General features: G+C 63.5%; 12 protein-coding genes and 1 pseudogene. 4 read left to right on the top strand and 9 right to left on the bottom strand.

What is annotated here, in order from left to right:
* Positions 1-80 precede the first annotated feature (80 nt).
* Entirely contained in the window at positions 81-2,453 is a 2,373-nt protein-coding gene (locus BM275_RS13685; protein WP_090521767.1) for an FdhF/YdeP family oxidoreductase, read from the bottom strand.
* A 90-nt stretch (positions 2,454-2,543) separates the two neighbouring features.
* Positions 2,544-3,026, bottom strand: a complete 483-nt coding sequence (locus BM275_RS13690) for a tRNA (cytidine(34)-2'-O)-methyltransferase (protein ID WP_090521769.1) — start codon at positions 3,024-3,026, stop codon at positions 2,544-2,546.
* Between BM275_RS13690 and BM275_RS13695 the strand changes: the two genes are divergently transcribed.
* Positions 3,025-3,474, top strand: a complete 450-nt coding sequence (locus tag BM275_RS13695) for a hypothetical protein (RefSeq protein ID WP_003280959.1) — start codon at positions 3,025-3,027, stop codon at positions 3,472-3,474. The two genes, BM275_RS13690 and BM275_RS13695, sit on opposite strands and share 2 nt — an antisense overlap.
* Positions 3,475-3,525: 51 nt before the next feature.
* Here BM275_RS13695 and ntrC read toward each other — a convergent pair whose 3' ends face one another.
* From ntrC to glnA, 5 genes are all read right to left on the bottom strand, one after another.
* Positions 3,526-4,962: a nitrogen regulation protein NR(I) gene (ntrC, locus tag BM275_RS13700; protein WP_090521771.1), complete on the bottom strand. Its 1,437-nt coding sequence runs from the start codon at positions 4,960-4,962 to the stop codon at positions 3,526-3,528.
* The gene (gene glnL, locus BM275_RS13705; RefSeq protein WP_014821907.1) at positions 4,959-6,041 is read right to left on the bottom strand and encodes a nitrogen regulation protein NR(II); all 1,083 of its coding nucleotides are present in this window, start codon (positions 6,039-6,041) and stop codon (positions 4,959-4,961) included. Before glnL ends, ntrC begins: the two co-directional genes overlap by 4 nt.
* A 169-nt stretch (positions 6,042-6,210) precedes the next feature.
* Positions 6,211-6,840 (bottom strand): DUF4124 domain-containing protein, encoded by a 630-nt coding sequence (locus tag BM275_RS13710; protein ID WP_090521773.1) that lies wholly within the window; start codon positions 6,838-6,840, stop codon positions 6,211-6,213.
* The gene (locus tag BM275_RS13715) at positions 6,837-7,385 is read right to left on the bottom strand and encodes a DUF4124 domain-containing protein (protein WP_090521775.1); all 549 of its coding nucleotides are present in this window, start codon (positions 7,383-7,385) and stop codon (positions 6,837-6,839) included. The genes BM275_RS13710 and BM275_RS13715 overlap by 4 nt, the downstream gene beginning before the upstream one ends.
* A 164-nt stretch (positions 7,386-7,549) precedes the next feature.
* Positions 7,550-8,956 (bottom strand): glutamate--ammonia ligase, encoded by a 1,407-nt coding sequence (gene glnA, locus BM275_RS13720; protein ID WP_014821904.1) that lies wholly within the window; start codon positions 8,954-8,956, stop codon positions 7,550-7,552.
* A gap of 338 nt (positions 8,957-9,294) precedes the next feature.
* Here glnA and thiI point away from each other — a divergent pair, with 338 nt between their 5' ends.
* Both thiI and typA read left to right on the top strand, forming a co-directional pair.
* Entirely contained in the window at positions 9,295-10,749 is a 1,455-nt protein-coding gene (gene thiI, locus BM275_RS13725) for a tRNA uracil 4-sulfurtransferase ThiI (RefSeq protein WP_090521777.1), read from the top strand.
* A 167-nt stretch (positions 10,750-10,916) separates the two neighbouring features.
* A complete protein-coding gene (gene typA / locus BM275_RS13730) occupies positions 10,917-12,737 on the top strand; it encodes a translational GTPase TypA (RefSeq protein ID WP_090521779.1) in 1,821 nt (606 codons plus the stop codon).
* A 111-nt stretch (positions 12,738-12,848) separates the two neighbouring features.
* Here typA and BM275_RS13735 read toward each other — a convergent pair whose 3' ends face one another.
* Positions 12,849-13,340, bottom strand: coding sequence for a cupin domain-containing protein (locus tag BM275_RS13735; protein ID WP_167362169.1), 492 nt, complete (start codon positions 13,338-13,340; stop codon positions 12,849-12,851).
* A gap of 535 nt (positions 13,341-13,875) precedes the next feature.
* On the opposite strand from BM275_RS13735, the pseudogene BM275_RS13740 reads away from it, so the two are divergent.
* Positions 13,876-15,512: pseudogene (locus BM275_RS13740) on the top strand (methyl-accepting chemotaxis protein).
* A 72-nt stretch (positions 15,513-15,584) separates the two neighbouring features.
* Here the strand turns inward: BM275_RS13740 and BM275_RS13745 are convergent.
* Complete coding sequence (locus BM275_RS13745) at positions 15,585-16,898, bottom strand: 2-hydroxycarboxylate transporter family protein (protein ID WP_090521783.1); 1,314 nt, start codon at positions 16,896-16,898, stop codon at positions 15,585-15,587.
* Positions 16,899-17,147: the final 249 nt, after the last annotated feature.

A 17,147-nucleotide genomic window follows, 5' to 3' on the forward strand; every position in this document is an offset into this window, starting at 1 on the left:
CGGTTGATATGGGGGACTGCTGCCGGCTTTTCAACGGCTGTCGGCGAGGTTCATCGACAGCCGTGGTTCTGCACGAGGCGCTAGGCAGGCCCGGGTTGTTCGCTGCGCTGCGGGCGACTGGGCTGGCGCGGCACGTCGCCGGCAACCGACGCGGCGATCAGCTTGCGCAGGCGCACCGGAATCGACTTGGCCGCCGGCACCTTGCTGCGTTCGGCATGGTGCCAGACCGGCAGCAGGGCATTGCATTCCGGGTAATAACCGGCGCAGCAGCCTTCGGGGATATCGTACGGCGTGACCCGCAACGGGCTGACCGCGCGGTGCACGCCATCGTCGACCACGGTGATCGCCTCGATGCGGTCGCCTTCGGCCAGGCCGAGGCGGACGATGTCGTTGCGGTTCATCAGGATCACCGCGCGGGTGCCATGGATGCCGCGGAAGCGGTCGTCGTAGCCGTAGACGGTGGTGTTGAACTGGTCGTTGCTGCGCAGCGTCATCATCTGCAGCACGTCGTGCTGCTCGTGGCCGTCTTCTTCGGTGTCGGGGTCGGCAACCAGCGATGGCGGGTTGATGAAATTGGCTTTGCCGGACTCGGTATCCCAGCGTCGTTCGCTGGCGCCAAGTGGGCGATGGAAGCCGCCGGGCTCCATCATGCGCACGTTGAAGTCGTGGAAGATCTCCGGGTAGCTCTCGGCAATGGCGTCGCGTATCAGGCTGTAGTCCGCCACCCAGGCGTCCCAGTCCAGCATCGGGTTGGGTGCCAGTGTGGCCCTGGCCAGCCGCGCGATGATTGCCGGTTCCGACAGCAGCAGTTCGCCGGCCGGCTCGGCGGCCCCGCGCCAGGCGCGGATACAGCCGGTGCTGTCCTCGGTGGTGTGACGCTGCTCGCCGGTGGCCTGACGGTCGATCTCGGTGCGCCCCAGGCAGGGCAGGATATAGGACACCTCGCCGGTGATCAGGTGGTTTCGGTTGAGCTTGGTCGATACCTGTACCGATAGCCGCAGGTTGCGCCATGCCGGCTCCATCAGCAGGGTGTCGGGAATGGCGCGGACGAAGTTGCCACCCAGGCCGATGAAGCCACGGATGCTGCCATCGAGAATGCCCTCGCAAGCCTCCACGGTGTTCACGCCGTCATCGCTTGGCGGCTCGAAGCCGAACTGCCGGCGCAGGTTGTCCGCCGGCACCTTTGCCGCCTTTTCGGTGATGCCGACGGTGCGCTGGCCCTGCACGTTGGAGTGGCCGCGCACCGGCAGGATGCCTGCGCCTTCCTTGCCGATGTTGCCGCGCAACAGCAGCAGGTTGACCAGCATCTGGATGGTCTGCACGCCGTAGCGGTGCTGGGTCAGGCCCATGCCATAAGGGGCGATCACCCGTTCGCAGCGCGCATAGACAGTCGCTGCCGCTTCCAGCGCGGCGCGGCTGAGCCCCGAACGGCGTTCCAGCTGCGCCCAGCTGTAGCTGCGGATGCGCTGTTCGAAATCCTCGAAGCCATGGGTGTGCTGCTCGATGAAGTCCACGTCGAGCATGCGCTTGCGACCCTCGGCGACGGCCTGGTCGTCCATTTCGAACAGCGCCTTGCACATCCCGGCGATGGCCGCCATGTCGCCGCCGATGGCGAGCTGGTGATACTGGGTGCTGATCACCGTGCTGTCTGGGGTGAGCATCTCGCGCGGCGACTGTGGGTTGACGAAGCGCTCCAGTCCGCGCTCGCGCAACGGGTTGAAGGTGACGATCTGCGCACCGCGTTCACGGGCTTCCTGTAGCTGATGCAGCATCCGCGGGCTGGAGGTGCCGGTGTTGTGGCCGAAGAAGAACAACCCGTCGGTGTGTTCGAAATCGTTCAGGGTGACGGTCGCCACCGGCACGCCGATGCTCTCCGGCAGCGCCACCGAGGTGCTCTCGTGGCACATGTTGGAGCTGTCCGGCAGGTTGTTGGTGCCGTACAGCCGCGCCAGCAGGCCATACATGTAGGCCGTTTCCAGCGCCGCGCGGCCGGACATGTAGAACACCACCTGGTCGGGATCGGCCATGGCCTTGAGCTCGGCACCGATCTCGGCGAAGGCTTCATCCCAGCTGACCGGCTGATAGTGATCGCTGGCAGCGTCGTAGCGCAGCGGTTGGGTCAGCCGGCCCTGCTGCTCGAGATCGTAGTCGCTCCAGTTGAGCAGCTCGCTAACGCTGTGCCTGGCAAAGAATTCCGGGCCGCAGCGCAGCGACGTGGTTTCCCACGCAGTCGCCTTGGCGCCGTTCTCGCAGAACGACAGTGGTCGTGACGGATGCGGCTTGGCCCAGGCGCAACTGACACAGGCGAAACCGTCGATAGGTTTGTTCTGCTTGAGCAGCAGGCCGATACCGGCCGGCGAGACGCGCTCACGCAGCAGGATATTGGCGACGGAGTAGGCTGATCCCCAGCCGCCCGCGGGCGCGTGGTAGGGCCTGAACTTGGTCTGGGACACGTCGTTTCTCCTGCTGCCAAGGGAGCTTGTCTGTTTACGACGGGGACCACGGCGGATCGTTCAGGGCCCTTTGTCACAAGGTTGTACCGCTCACTCCATGGCGAAGCCGTGCTGGCGCCAGGCCTCGTACACCGTGACGGCCACGGTGTTCGACAGGTTCAGGCTGCGGCTGTCGGGGCGCATCGGCAGGCGCAGGCGTTGCTCGTTGGGCAGGGCGTCGCGGATCTCCGGCGGCAGGCCGCGGCTCTCCGGGCCGAACAGCAGCGCATCGCCGCGCCGATAGCTGACTTCGTGAAAGGGCTGCGAACCCTTTGTGGTGAATGCGAACAGCCGCGGGCCGTCCGCGTTTGCGGCGTCGATGCCGATCCGCGCGAGGCAGCTCGGCAGGTCGGCGTGGCGCTCCAGCGTGGCGTACTCGTGGTAGTCGAGGCCGGCGCGGCGCAGGCGCTTGTCGTCCAGCTCGTAACCCAGCGGCTCGATCAGGTGCAGGTGGCAGCCGGTATTGGCGCAGAGCCTGATAATGTTGCCGGTATTGGGCGGAATTTCCGGTTGGAACAGGATCACGTGAAACATGCGCAGCACCGAGGTTGAAGACCGGCGGCATTCTACCGGGGCGCAGGACCCGATGCGCCGCATACGCCGGACCTTTTTCGGTTCGCTGGTGCTGATCGGGCTGCTGGTGGGGCTGATGATCGGCCGGCTCACCGCGCCCGGGCCGGTGCAACTGGCACTGGTGGAGGTGCAGCCGCAAGGCCTTTCGTTGCAGTTCGACCGCGAACCCGAGGTATATGACGAGCATCTAGAAGGGGCGTTCGCCCTGCTGTTCCAGGCCGAAGGCGAGCCACAATCCGGACAGCTGCAGATCGACGGCATGACACTGGCCTGGCGCGTGCAGCAGACCGGGAAAGGCCTGTTGCTGCATCTGGTGGCGGCGCGGCGACTGCAGGGGCAATGGCACGGCGAACGCCACGATGGTGGTTGGCGTATCGCCGTGCAGGTGGCGGCCGACAAGCAGCCATGATCCAGGTGACGCCCTTGGCAGGGCGCTAAAACGATGCGGTGTCAGCCGCGCTCAGCTGTCGTCGCCGTCATCGTCATCGCTGCCATCGACGCGCATGCCCAACTCCTTGATCTTGCGCGTCAGGGTGTTGCGACCCCAGCCGAGCAGCAGCGCGGCGTCGCGGCGGCGACCGGCGGTGTGCTTGAGCGCGGTCTCGATCATGATGCGTTCGAAGGCTGGCACCGCCTCGTCGAGCAGGTTGCTCTGGCCGCGCGCCAGGGCCTGATCGGACCAGTTGCGCAGCGCCTGTTCCCAGTTGTGCGCGGGCTGTGCCTCGGCCTGCTGGTTGAGCAGCTCCGGCGGCAGGTCGTCGACATGCACTTCACGGCCGGATGCCATCACCGTGATCCAGCGGCAGGTGTTCTCCAGCTGGCGCACGTTGCCCGGCCAGGGCAGGTGCTGCAGATAATCCTTGGTTTCCGGCTTGAGCACCTTGGTTTCCACCGAGAGCTCCTGCGCGGCGCTGGCGAGGAAGTGCTCGGCGAGTGCCGGGATGTCCTCGCGGCGATCGGACAGGCGCGGGATGTGGATGCGGATGACGTTCAGGCGGTGGAACAGGTCTTCACGGAACTTGCCCGCCTGCACCAGTGTTTCCAGGTCCTGATGCGTCGCGGCGATGATGCGCACGTCGACCCGCACCGGCGTGTGGCCGCCGACCCGGTAGAATTCGCCATCGGCCAGCACGCGCAGCAGACGGGTCTGCGTATCGGCCGGCATGTCGCCGATCTCGTCGAGAAACAGGGTGCCGCCGTCGGCCTGCTCGAAGCGGCCGCGGCGCTGATTGGCCGCACCGGTGAAGGCGCCTTTCTCGTGGCCGAACAGCTCCGACTCCATCAGGTCCTTGGGGATAGCCGCCATGTTCAGCGCGATGAATGGCGACGCCGAACGCGGGCTGTGGCGGTGCAGGGCATGGGCCACCAGCTCCTTGCCGGTGCCGGACTCGCCGTTGATCAGTACGGTGATGTTGGAATGGCTGAGCCGGCCGATGGCGCGGAACACCTCCTGCATCGCCGGCGCCTCGCCGATGATCTCCGGAGTGTGGTGGCGGTTGGCCGGTTCCTGCTGGTTCTGCTGCTCCTGGGCGTGCTGATTGGCGCGCTTGACCAGCGAGACGGCGTCGTCGACGTCGAACGGCTTGGGCAGGTATTCGAAGGCGCCGCCCTGGTAGGAGGCCACCGCGCTGTCCAGATCCGAATGCGCGGTCATGATGATCACCGGCAGGCGCGGGTACTGCTCGCGGATCTGCGAGAGCATGTCCAGACCGCTGAGGCCGGGCATGCGGATGTCGGAGATGATCACATCCGGCTGCTGGCGGGCGAGGCGGGCCAGCACACCGTCGGCGCTGTCGAAGCTCTGCGTGACCATGCCTTCCTGTTGCAGGGCCTTTTCCAGGACCCAGCGGATGGAGCGGTCGTCGTCGACGATCCAGACGTTTTCGCTTCGGCTCATGCTGATGTGGCTCCTTGTTCCAGCGGTAGGAAGATCGAGAACACGGTGTGGCCAGGATGGCTCTCGCATTCGATCAGACCCTGGTGCTGACTGATGATGTTCTGGGTGATGGCAAGGCCCAGACCGGTTCCGTCCGGGCGGCCGCTGACCATCGGGTAGAAGAGCGTGTTCTGCAGTTCGGCGGGAATCCCCGGGCCGTTGTCGATGATCTCGATGCGTGTCACCAGGCGATGACGAATATGGCCGATAGTGAACTGCCGCAGTGTGCGGGTGCGCAGGGTGAGACGGCCGAGGCCCAGCTCGTTCTGCCCGGCCAGTGCCTGCATGGCGTTGCGCATGATATTGAGCACGGCCTGGATCATCTGTTCGCGGTCCATCAGGACTTCGGGAATGCTTGGATCGTAATCGCGCACCAAAATGATGCTTCCCTGGCATTCCGCCTCGATCAGGCTGGCGACATGTTCGAGCACTTCATGAATGTTGGTCATCGACAGCGACGGCAGCTTGTTAGAGCCGAGCATGCGGTCGACCAGATTACGCAGGCGGTCGGCCTCCTCGATGATGACTTCGGTGTAGTCCTTCAGGTGTTCTTCGGGCAGCTCGCGGGCCAGCAGTTGTGCCGCACCGCGAATGCCGCCCAGCGGATTCTTGATCTCGTGGGCCAGGCCGCGCACCAGCATCTTGGTGGTTTCCTGCTTGGACAGCTGGGCCTCTTCCTTGGTGATGCGCAGCAGGCGGTCGCGCGGCAGCACTTCCAGCAGCAGCATGGTTTCCTGCCGGGTCAGTACCGGGGTCACCGCATAGTCCACGGTCAGTGTCTGGCCGGTGGCGGAGGTCAGGGTGGCTTCGCGCTTGGTGAACGGATGGGCTTCTTCAACCGCCTGGCGCAGGGCCGCCAAGGCTTCCGGCGACTCGGTGAACAGCTCGCTGATGAACTGTCCGTGGCTGCGTTGGCCACTGACGGCCAGCAGCATTTCGGCAGCCGGGTTCATGTACTCCAGGCGCAGGCGCGAGTTGAGCAACAGCGTCGCGGTAGTCAGATTCTCGATCAGCAGGCGTTGCAGGGCTTCGTTGATCATGGCTGGTCTGCGTCCGGAAGTTCAGGCAGGAAATGCAAGAACCAAACCAAGCGCGCCATTGCGGCGCGGATCGGCGTGATGCTGCAGCCCTACGGGCTGTCCGGTGACCCAAATTGGTGACGAGCGATCCGCTCACCTGATGGGCGCACCAAACAGGTGCACCCCATGATCATAGAAAGGGCACGAAGGGAATGTCGCGTTTTTCCACCGGCTTGTCCTTTAGCGGGCATTCCGGGCGAACGCCGTAATCGGCCTTCTGGCAAGGATTGACCATGCGCCGCTGGGCCAGCGAGGTGCGGATCAGATGAAAGGGTTGATTCGCGGTGCGTTGCAGCACGCGCTCCTGTTCATCCACGACAGCCACCGCCAGCTGATGGGTGCCACGATCGACGTTACTCAAGGCGAAGGAAGTCTGTTCGCCGGGTGTGCCGAACGGCTGGTCATCGAGCAGTACCTGATAGGCGTGGCCGGGGTGTAGCGTCGGTTCGGCCTGCACGGTGACGCTGACATTGCCGGCGTTGTTGCGGATCGCTTCGTCCGCCGTCGGGCTGAGGATGTGCAACTGATAGATGATGCTCGCGGTTTTCGGTGCTGCCGGCTCCGTAGGGCGTGCGGCGGGCATCGGCGGCGCAGGCATGCTGTTGGACGGCTTGAGGTGAACTTCTTCGGCCGCCTCGCCGGCCGGGCGATCGGTGAAGACCCGATTGCCCTCGGCGTCGACATAGGAGTAGACGCCGGCGAGGCAGGGCAGGGCGGCCGCCAGCAGTGCGACGGCCAGGGTCTGCCGCAGGATGATCAAGGAGCAGGCCTCGGAGGCTTCGGACGCAATGCCGGGCTGGACGTATTCACCCGTTGCACGGTGAACAGCTCCGGCTGGCTGCGCTGGATGACCTTCTCGCCGCTCAGCACCTCGACGTGCAGGCGATGCTCGCCCCGCTCGACATTGTTCAGTTGCAGCGAGGTTGCGGCACTGGCGGCAGCCTGGGGAATGCCGTCCAGCACGAAGCGCAAGCTGTGGCCGGGCCGTAGCGGCGGCTCCAGCAGCGCGCTGACGATGAAGGTGCCGTTGTTGGCGCGCAGGGCTTCATCATCGGGAATCCCGCTCAGCATCAGTGTCTGGTAAGGGGCCGACTGCGTCTGCTGGCTGTCCGGCAGCGGTGGCGGCGGTTCGGGCGTGCGGATATTTACCGTATTGGCTGGCGGCAGGTCGACGGTATCGGCCTGGACACCCTCCGGTGGCTGATTGGTGAACACCGTATTGCCTTGTGCATCGGTGTACTTGTAGATCTCGGCGAAGGTCGGAAGGCTGAGAATGAACAGCAGGCTGAACAGTGCGCTACGCATGGGAGGCTCCGCGGAGTTGGACTGCCGAAGCCTTGCACTGCGCCGAGTTGCAGGCAAGTGGGATCGGTGGGATTTGCGAGGCGTGACAAGCTGCACGAATCGCCGCCGGACTGCAGAAACGAAGAAGGCCACCCGAGGGTGGCCTTCCTGTCACGCGAGCTGGATCAGACGCTGTAGTACAGGTCGTATTCCAGCGGGTGCACGAAGGTGCGCACCTTGATCTCTTCCTCGGACTTCAGCTCGATGTAGGCATCGATGAACTCGTCGGAGAACACGCCGCCCTTGGTCAGGAACGCGCGGCCCTTGTCCAGCTCTTCCAGGGCTTCCTTCAGGCTGCCGCACACCTGCGGGATCAGCTTGCCTTCTTCCGGCGGCAGGTCGTACAGGTTCTTGTCGGCCGCATCGCCAGGGTGGATCTTGTTCTGGATGCCGTCCAGGCCAGCCATCAGCAGTGCTGCGAAGCACAGGTACGGGTTGGCAGCCGGGTCCGGGAAGCGCGCTTCGATACGACGGGCTTTCGGGCTGGAAACGTACGGAATACGGATCGAGGCGGAACGGTTGCGGGCCGAGTAGGCCAGCATGACCGGTGCTTCGAAGCCCGGGACCAGACGCTTGTAGGAGTTGGTCGACGGGTTGGTGAAACCGTTCAGCGCCTTGCCGTGCTTGATGATGCCGCCGATGAAGTACAGGGCGGTCTCGGACAGGCCGGCATAGCCTTCGCCAGCGAAGGTGTTCTTGCCATCCTTGGAGATGGACATGTGTACGTGCATACCCGAACCGTTGTCGCCATACAGCGGCTTCGGCATGAAGGTCGCGGTCTTGCCATAGGCGTCGGCGACGTTGTGTACGCAGTACTTCAGGGTCTGAACTTCGTCAGCCTTGGCAACCAGGGTGTTGAACTTCACGCCGATCTCGTTCTGACCGGCAGTCGCCACTTCGTGGTGGTGAACCTCAACGACCAGGCCCATTTCTTCCATGGCGTTGCACATGGCGGTACGGATTTCGTGGTCGTGATCGCACGGCGGAACCGGGAAGTAGCCGCCCTTGACGGCCGGGCGGTGGCCCTTGTTGCCGCCCTCGACATCCTGGTCGGTCATCCAGGAGCCCTGCTCGGAGTAGATCTTGAACATCGAGCCGGAGATGTCCGACTTGAACTTGACCTGGTCGAAGATGAAGAACTCCGGCTCCGGGCCGACGAATACGGTGTCACCGATGCCGGTGCCTTTCAGGAACTCTTCGGCGCGCTTGGCGATGGAGCGCGGATCGCGGTCGTAGCCCTGCATGGTGCTCGGCTCGACGATGTCGCATACCAGGATCAGGGTCGGCTCTTCGGTGAACGGATCCAGCACGGCGGTTTCGTCGACCGGCATCAGGATCATGTCGGAGGCTTCGATGCCTTTCCAGCCATGGATGGAGGAGCCGTCGAACATCTTGCCGTGCTCGAAGAAGTCTTCATCCTGGGCATCACGAGCCGGAACGGTGACGTGGTGCTGCTTGCCTTTGGTATCGGTGAAGCGCAGATCAATCCACTTCACATCGTAATCTTTGATCAGTTGAAGCGACTTCGACATGGTGTTCTCCAAGTGGTGGAAGCGTGACAGTGAGCTTCCGAATCAGGGTGAAGCCGGGCGGCGATGTTCCGCCAAGGCGACCTGCCTCACAAGGGAGCAAATTGCATGCCAGTGCTCTTTCTTGGGACTGCAGGCCGCTGGCAGCGCTGCGGCAGCGTTTGCGCGTCTCAAAGCGTAGCTGCTGCACTGGATTGATGCGCGGTATTGGTGCGGCTCGCCGGTGATGTGCATTCTTTTGGTGCGTTCTGCTGCGTTTGAAGAAAGCGGTTAAATGTTGAGCAGTTTCCGCTATACTCCGCGCCCCTCTTTTCCTGCCACGTCGGCGCCGCGCTGTTTCCATGAAGCTGATCGTCAAGGTTTTCCCCGAAATCACCATCAAGAGCCCGCCGGTGCGCAAGGGCTTCATTCGTCAATTGGCGAAGAACATCCGCACCGTGCTGCGCGAGCTCGATCCCGACCTGCGGGTCGAGGGCGTGTGGGACAACATCGAGGTGGAAACCGTGCGCAGCGAGCCGAAGCTGCTGCGCGAGATGATCGAGCGCCTGCGCTGCACGCCCGGCATCGCTCATTGCCTGGAAGTGCACGAGTACCCGCTGGGCGATCTCGACGACATCGTCGCCAGATGCAAGGCGCACTACGCCGAGCGCCTGCCGGGCAAGATCTTCGCCGTGCGCTGCAAGCGTGCTGGCAAGCACCCGTTCAGCTCCATGGACGTCGAGCGTCACGTCGGCAGCCAGCTGCGCCAGCAATGCGCTGCCGCCGGCATTTCGCTGAAGGCACCGGAAGTCGAAGTGCGCATGGAGATCCGCGACCAGCGCCTGTTCGTCGTGCACGAGCAGCATGACGGCATCGGTGGCTACCCGCTGGGCGCGCTGGAGCAGACCCTGGTATTGATGTCCGGTGGCTTCGATTCCACCGTGGCCGCCTATCAGATGATGCGCCGCGGGCTGATGACGCATTTCTGTTTCTTCAATCTCGGTGGCCGCGCCCACGAGCTGGGCGTAATGGAAGTCGCTCATTATCTGTGGAAGAAGTACGGCAGCTCGCACCGCGTGCTGTTCATCAGCGTGCCGTTCGAGGAAGTGGTCGGCGAAATCCTGCAGAAGGTCGACAACAGCCAGATGGGCGTCGTCCTCAAGCGCATGATGCTGCGCGTCTCGACGCAGATCGCCGAGCGCCTGCACATCGACGCGCTGGTCACCGGCGAGGCGATCTCGCAGGTCTCCAGCCAGACCCTGCCGAACCTCTCGGTAATCGACTCGGCCACCGACATGCTGGTGCTGCGCCCGCTGATCGCCAGCCACAAGCAGGACATCATCGACACCGCCTTTGAGATCGGCACCGCCGAGTTTGCCAAGAACATGCCCGAGTACTGCGGCGTGATCTCGGTGAACCCGACCACCAAGGCCAAGCGCTATCGTATAGAGCACGAAGAAAAGCAGTTCGACATGGCTATCCTGGAGCGTGCGCTGGCGAATGCCCGCCAGGTCGCCATCGACCGCGTGATCGACGAGCTGGGCCAGGATTTGCAGGTGGAAGAAGTCGTCGAGCCGAGTGCTGGCCAGGTCATCCTCGACATTCGTCACCCCGACAGCGCCGAGGACGAACCGCTCGAGCTGCCGGGCATCGAAGTGCAGACGCTACCGTTCTATGCACTGAACAACCGATTCAAGGAGCTGGATGAAAACCGCCAGTACCTGCTGTATTGCGACAAAGGTGTCATGAGCCGCCTGCATGCTCACCATCTGCTGAGCGAGGGGCATGTCAATGTACGCGTCTATCGTCCGGCCTGACTCATCGGTGAAACAGCCGGGGCTGCTTGGCGGCAGCATCCGCCACCGCCCTCCCGACCGGCACTGATCGCAAGGCCAGGCCGTACAACCCTCGGACAGACTGTCTTCGTCCGGACTTTTTCCAGCTTCCAGCCTCAGCTCGAAGCTATCTACAGAGAAAAGAATCAGTGATCGAGAATCTACGCAACATCGCCATCATCGCCCACGTCGACCATGGCAAGACCACCCTCGTCGACAAGCTGCTGCGTCTGTCCGGCACCCTGGATCGCAAGGAGCTGGAAAACGAGCGCGTGATGGACTCCAACGACCAGGAAAAGGAACGCGGTATCACCATCCTGGCGAAGAACACCGCGCTGAAGTGGAACGGCTACAACATCAACATCGTCGACACCCCCGGCCACGCCGACTTCGGCGGTGAAGTCGAGCGCGTGATGAGCATGGTCGACTCCGTGCTGCTGGTGGTCGACGCCCAGGACGGCCCCATGCCGCAGACCCGCTTCGTGACCCAGAAGGCGTTCAAGGCCGGCCTGCGTCCGATCGTCGTGGTGAACAAGATCGACCGTCCGGGCGCGCGTCCTGACTGGGTCATCGACCAGATCTTCGACCTGTTCGACAACCTCGGCGCCACCGACGAGCAGCTGGACTTCCCGATCGTCTACGCCAGTGCCCTGAACGGCATCGCCGGCATGGACCACGAGAAGATGGACGACAACATGGATGCGCTGTTCCAGGCCATCATCGACCACGTTCCGGCCCCGAAGGTCGACCTCGACGGTCCGTTCCAGATGCAGATCTCGCAGCTGGACTACAACAGCTTCCTCGGCGTGATCGGCATCGGCCGCATCGCTCGCGGCACCATCAAGGCCAACAGCCCGGTCACCGCCATCGGCGCCGACGGCAAGAAGCGCAACGGCCGCATTCTGAAAATCATGGGCCACTCCGGTCTGCAGCGCGTTGAAGTGCAGGAAGCCGAAGCCGGTGACATCGTCTGTGTATCCGGCATGGATGAGCTGTACATCTCCGACACCCTGTGCGACCAGAACGCCGTCGAGGCCCTGCCGCCGCTGACCGTCGACCAGCCGACCGTGAGCATGACCTTCCAGGTCAACGACTCGCCGTTCGCTGGCAAGGAAGGCAAGTTCGTCACCAGCCGCAACATCAAGGACCGTCTGGAGAAGGAACTGCTGCACAACGTCGCCCTGCGCGTCGAGCCGGGCGACAGCCCCGAGAAGTTCAAGGTTTCCGGTCGTGGCGAGCTGCACCTGTCGGTACTGATCGAAACCATGCGTCGTGAAGGCTTCGAGCTGGCCGTAGGCCGTCCGGAAGTGGTGATCATCGAGAACGAGGACGGCGAGAAGCAGGAGCCGTACGAGAACGTCACCATCGACATCGAGGAGCAGCACCAGGGTCCGGTGATGGAGCAGATGGGTCTGCGCAAGGGCGACCTGAGCAACATGGTTCCGGATGGCAAGGGCCGTGTCCGCCTGGAGTACACCATCCCGGCGCGTGGCCTGATCGGCTTCCGTAACAACTTCCTGACCCTGACTTCCGGCTCGGGCATCCTGACCTCGACCTTCAGCCACTACGGCCCGATCAAGGCCGGCGAAGTGACCAACCGCCAGAACGGCGTGCTGGTCTCGATGGCCACCGGTACCGCGCTGACCTACTCGCTGGAAACCCTGCAGGCACGCGGCAAGCTGTTCCTGGCGCCGGGCGACGAGATCTACGAAGGCCAGCTGTGCGGCATCAACAGCCGTGACAACGACCTGGTGCTCAACCCCACCAAGGGCAAGAAGCTCGACAACATGCGCGCTTCCGGCAAGGACGAGGTCATCGCCCTGGTTCCGCCGATCAAGTTCACCCTCGAGCAGGCGCTGGAATTCATCGCCGACGACGAGCTGGTGGAAGTGACGCCGAAGTCGATCCGGCTGCGCAAGAAGTACCTCAACGAGAACGACCGCAAGCGCTTCGAGCGTAGCAAGGTCTGACACCGTTGCGAGACCACAGAAAGGCGCCTTCGGGCGCCTTTTTGCTGTCTGACCTTTCGTTCATATGGCGAAAGGCCTGAGCCGTGGAGCTAAAAAAGAAAGCCGTATCGCTCAGCGTTTTGAGCCGTTGCGCGGGTCATCCGCCGGGTCGAGATAGCTGATGCCCCAGGGGCCGGTGGCAATCAGCTGCACGATGGTTTCCTCTTCCTCAGTCCAGACGTAGTGGGCATGCTCGGCGGGCAGAGCAAAGCTGTCACCAGCCTGCAGAACCTCCCCCCGGGCCTTATCGAATGTCTTTCCCATGCCGTTGCCGAGCTTGCCCTTGAGTACGGTTATCACCTCGCTGAACGGATGCGTGTGGGCTGGAATCGGATAGTTCGGCGGAAACTTCAACATGACCACGAACACCCCGTCCTGGCTGGGGTTGCCGACAAGCAGCGCACTTTGAGCCCCAGGCGGCAGGCTCGTTTCGGCCTGCCAGTCGAGCTGTCCTAGGCGGAATGCCTGCATATCGCTGACGGCGAGCCGTTCAATGGGGTCGGCTGCCCAGGTCGGATTCGCCAGGGTGATAAGCACAGCGGCGCACATTGCTATTGTTTTCATGGAGAGGGTCCTGCACGAGGCTTGTATGAGATGGCGCGAGTCGCCACGCCTCCGCAGGCCAGCTGCAGGGAGTCGGCGCTAGCATGTACGAGCATACTCAGGTATGCCGCGGGGCTTGGGCGTCCGCGCGCGCAGCGATACCAAAAGCCGATAAAAGCAATACCTTCTATGTAGCGAAGGAGGCTCGGGCGGTGCCCGCTGGTACCCCCTTCGACAGAGGCCCGGGGGCTCGCCTAGATTGCCGGCCGTGGAGTTCCTGCGTGCGGCCGCACCAGTCATTGCATACCGGCGACCGGCAAATAAAAAAAATTGTACAAGGCCTCTACAGGTCCCGTACTTGAGCTTGCGATATCTCGCTGCGAACACTAGAACGCCCGAACTCAGCTGTTTCGGGTAGTCAGGATGTCGATAAAACTTGTACAAGCAATGTCACGGTGACATTATGTTGTACAAGTTTTTTCCCGCTTCAAGTATCGCTCGGAGCATCAACGACTGACTGAATGGCTGCCTCGCAGTCTGGCTAGAGGAGTGTTCGATGAACAAGCAGATGTCGGTATCCATGCGCCTGGGCCTGGGGTTCTGGTGATCCTGGCGCTGATGGTGACGGTCGCCGTGGTCAGTGCGCTCAAAGTCGACGTCATCGACCGGAGCATGAGCCAGATCAGCTCGCAGGCCGGCCTCAAGCAACGCTATGCGATCAACTTCCGCGGCAGCGTGCACGACCGTGCGATTGCCGTGCGGGACGCCGTCAGTGCGGCCGATCCGGCGTTCGCCCGTGAGCAGGTGGCGGAGATCGAGCGGCTGGCGCAGCTGTACACCGATTCGGCACAGCCGATGAAGGCGATGCTTGCGCAGCCCTCCGCCGAGGCCGTGGAAAAGCAGCTGATGCTGCAGATCGAGACCATCGAGGCGGAGACCAACGCGCTGACCCAGCAGGTGGTCGAACTGCGCTTCAACGAGGGCTCGGAGCGCGCCTACGAATTTCTCCTGGAAAACGTCGCCGGGGCCTATAGCGAATGGCTGCGGCTGATCAACGCTTTCATCGATCACCAGGAATCGAGCATCAATCAGGACGTGACCGTGGTCCGCGATACCGCCAGTGGCTTCCTCGCGCTCATCGTCGCGGTGACCGGCGTGGCGGTGCTGCTGGGTGTGGCCATTGCGGTGGTGATCATTCGCAAGCTGCGTTCGACCCTCGGTGCCGAGCCCGACGAGGTGGCGCGCGTGATCGGCAACCTGGCCAATGGCGATCTGGGTCAGCTGATCGTCACGCCATACCCAGACAGCGTCATGGGTGCGACGGCGAAGATGGCCAGCCGGCTGACCTCGATCATCGCCGAGGTGCGCGCGGCCGCCGATGGCGTCGGCGTCGCCTCGGGTGAATTGCGTACCTCATCGGCGAACAGCAATCAGCAGATCCAGCACCAGTCGGCCGAGGCTGAGCAGGTCGCCACGGCGATCAACCAGATGGCCACGACGGTGAACGAGGTCGCGAGCTTCGCCGCCCGTGCCGCGGCTGCGGCGAAGAGCGCCGACGAGCAGGTCGAGACCGGTACGCGGATCGTCGGCGAGACGGCCATCTCCATCCATAACCTGGCCAAGGTGCTGGAGAGCGCGACCGAAACCGTCAATCAGGTCTCGGCGCAAAGCGGCGACATCGAGAAGATCCTGCAGGTCATCACCGCCATCGCCGAGCAGACCAACCTGCTCGCGCTCAACGCCGCAATCGAGGCGGCCCGTGCCGGCGAGCATGGCCGTGGTTTCGCGGTGGTGGCCGACGAGGTGCGCTCGCTGGCCAACCGCACGCAGCTGTCGTCCAGCGAGATCAGCGAGATGATCGCCTCGCTGCAGGCTGGCGCTGGCAGGGCGGTGGAGGTAATGCAGTCGAGCAAGCTGCTGGCGCAGCAGACCGTCGAACAGACGCTGCAGGCGGAAAATGCGCTGACCAAGATTCGTCAGGAAGTGGGCTCGATCAACGAGATGAACGCGCAGATCGCGACGGCTTCCGAGGAGCAGAGCGCGGTGGCGGAAGAGGTCAACCAGAGCGTCACGCGCATCCACGACTCGACTGTCGCCAGTTCCGCTGCATCGAATCAGGTGGCGTCCTCCAGCCAGGACCTGACCATGCTGGCCGAGGAGCTGAATCGGCGGGTCAACTACTTCCGCGGTTGACGCAGCCCGTTCGCCGAACAAAAAAGCCCCGACCGCAAGGCCGGGGCTTTTTCATTCCAGGATCACCGTCGCTCAGGTAAAGAACAGCGGCACCACCACGCTGGAGATCAGCAGGATCAGCGCGCCGCCCAGGCGCGAGGAGATCTGTGCGAAGGGCATCAGCGACATGCGACGCGCGGCGGACAATACCGCGACATCACCGGTGCCGCCCATGTTGGCCATGCACAGCCCGGCGGTGATCGCCGATTCAATCGGGTAGAAGCCCACCAGTTTGCCTACCAGGCCCGCGCCGAATGCCGCACCGGCGACCACGGCGAAAACGATCAGCACATAGGTCAGCGAGATGGCGTCGATCACCTGACCGAGGTCGGTGAAGGCCACGCCGATGCCGAACAGCAGGGCGAACGTCCAGTTGCGCGCGACGAAGCGGAACCACTGGGAGGCGGCGTCGTTGATCGACTCGGGCACCAGATTGGTCACCTTGAGCAGCGCCACCAGCACGATCATCAGGGCGTAGGGATGCAGCGGCACGAACTCGCCGAGAATCTGCCCGGCGACGAAGAAGCTCAGCGCCGCGACCAGACCGACGCCCAGCGCCGGCAGGGTGATAGCCCCTTCCTTCTCGTTGACGTCCACGCCGGGCATCATCTGGCCGTTGCCGGTCAGCGATGGATAGCGGTTGCCGAGGCCATTGAGCAGCCCGGCGATGATGATCGCGAAGACGTTGCCCAGCGCCAGGGCCGGCACCAGGATCGAGATGTAGTAGCTGGCCGGCTGGCCGAGCAGCTGCTCGTAGATCTGGCTCATCGGTACCGCGCCGGCGCCCATGCCGCCGCCCATGATGGGCATGGCGATGACCACCACCGCATCCTGCGGCGAGAAACCCAGCAGCGCGCCCACGGCCATGGCGAACAGCGCGGCGAACAGCACCGAGCAGAGCAGCGGCAACGCGTAGCGCGAGCCGACCTTGACCAGCACCTTGGCGTCCATGCCGAGGATGCTGCCGGTGATCAGCGCGGCGATATAGAAGTCGAGAAAGCCGCCGCCCTTCATGAAGCTGGCGACGTCATCGGCCACGGCTGTCGGCAGCCAGCCGAAATAGACCATCGCCGCGGCGCCGAACAGCGCGAGGATCGCGCCGCCGCCGAGGTAGGTCTTGATGATCGGTAGGCGGTCACCGGCGAAGCCAAGCAGCTCGCCGAGCAGCATCATCACCAGCAGCGCGCCGATCATGCCGCTGGGCAGCGTGTCGGTAGTGATGGCGGCGGCCATGACGAGCAAGGCGATGGTGAACAGAGGCAACGGCAGGTTGAAGATGCGTTGGGACAGCAGGGGAATGTTCGGGCTGCCTTCAGGCACGGCAGCGCTCAGCGTGGTCCGATTCATTGTTGTACTCCTTCGAACGTGGCGGCCAGGCGGCGCACGTACGGGTGATGTTTGCGAATGCGCAGTCGGACAACCACGCCGGGGCTACCTTAAGCAGAGATGCTTCGCGGCCAATGTTTGGCGAAGTTAAAAAACCATTACGAAACTAAAAAAAGTGGAGCCGAGCTTGACCCTGGAGCCCCGGGCTGGCTCGATCCGGCCCTCTAGCGCGGCGCGTCGAGCGTCCGCTCATGCACTGGAGTGATGGCT

The sequence above is a fragment of the Stutzerimonas kunmingensis genome (assembly GCF_900114065.1).
GTDB classification, from domain to species: Bacteria; Pseudomonadota; Gammaproteobacteria; order Pseudomonadales; family Pseudomonadaceae; genus Stutzerimonas; species Stutzerimonas kunmingensis.

Bases quoted from the DNA above. Each gene is read 5' to 3' on its own strand.
- BM275_RS13695 (WP_003280959.1), top strand. From the start codon at position 3,025: ATGCGCAGCACCGAGGTTGAAGACCGGCGGCATTCTACCGGGGCGCAG.
- BM275_RS13690 (WP_090521769.1), bottom strand. From the start codon at position 3,026: ATGTTTCACGTGATCCTGTTCCAACCGGAAATTCCGCCCAATACCGGC.
- ntrC (WP_090521771.1), bottom strand. From the start codon at position 4,962: ATGAGCCGAAGCGAAAACGTCTGGATCGTCGACGACGACCGCTCCATC.
- glnL (WP_014821907.1), bottom strand. From the start codon at position 6,041: ATGATCAACGAAGCCCTGCAACGCCTGCTGATCGAGAATCTGACTACC.
- BM275_RS13715 (WP_090521775.1), bottom strand. From the start codon at position 7,385: ATGCGTAGCGCACTGTTCAGCCTGCTGTTCATTCTCAGCCTTCCGACC.
- glnA (WP_014821904.1), bottom strand. From the start codon at position 8,956: ATGTCGAAGTCGCTTCAACTGATCAAAGATTACGATGTGAAGTGGATT.
- thiI (WP_090521777.1), top strand. From the start codon at position 9,295: ATGAAGCTGATCGTCAAGGTTTTCCCCGAAATCACCATCAAGAGCCCG.
- BM275_RS13735 (WP_167362169.1), bottom strand. From the start codon at position 13,340: ATGAAAACAATAGCAATGTGCGCCGCTGTGCTTATCACCCTGGCGAAT.
- BM275_RS13745 (WP_090521783.1), bottom strand. From the start codon at position 16,898: ATGAATCGGACCACGCTGAGCGCTGCCGTGCCTGAAGGCAGCCCGAAC.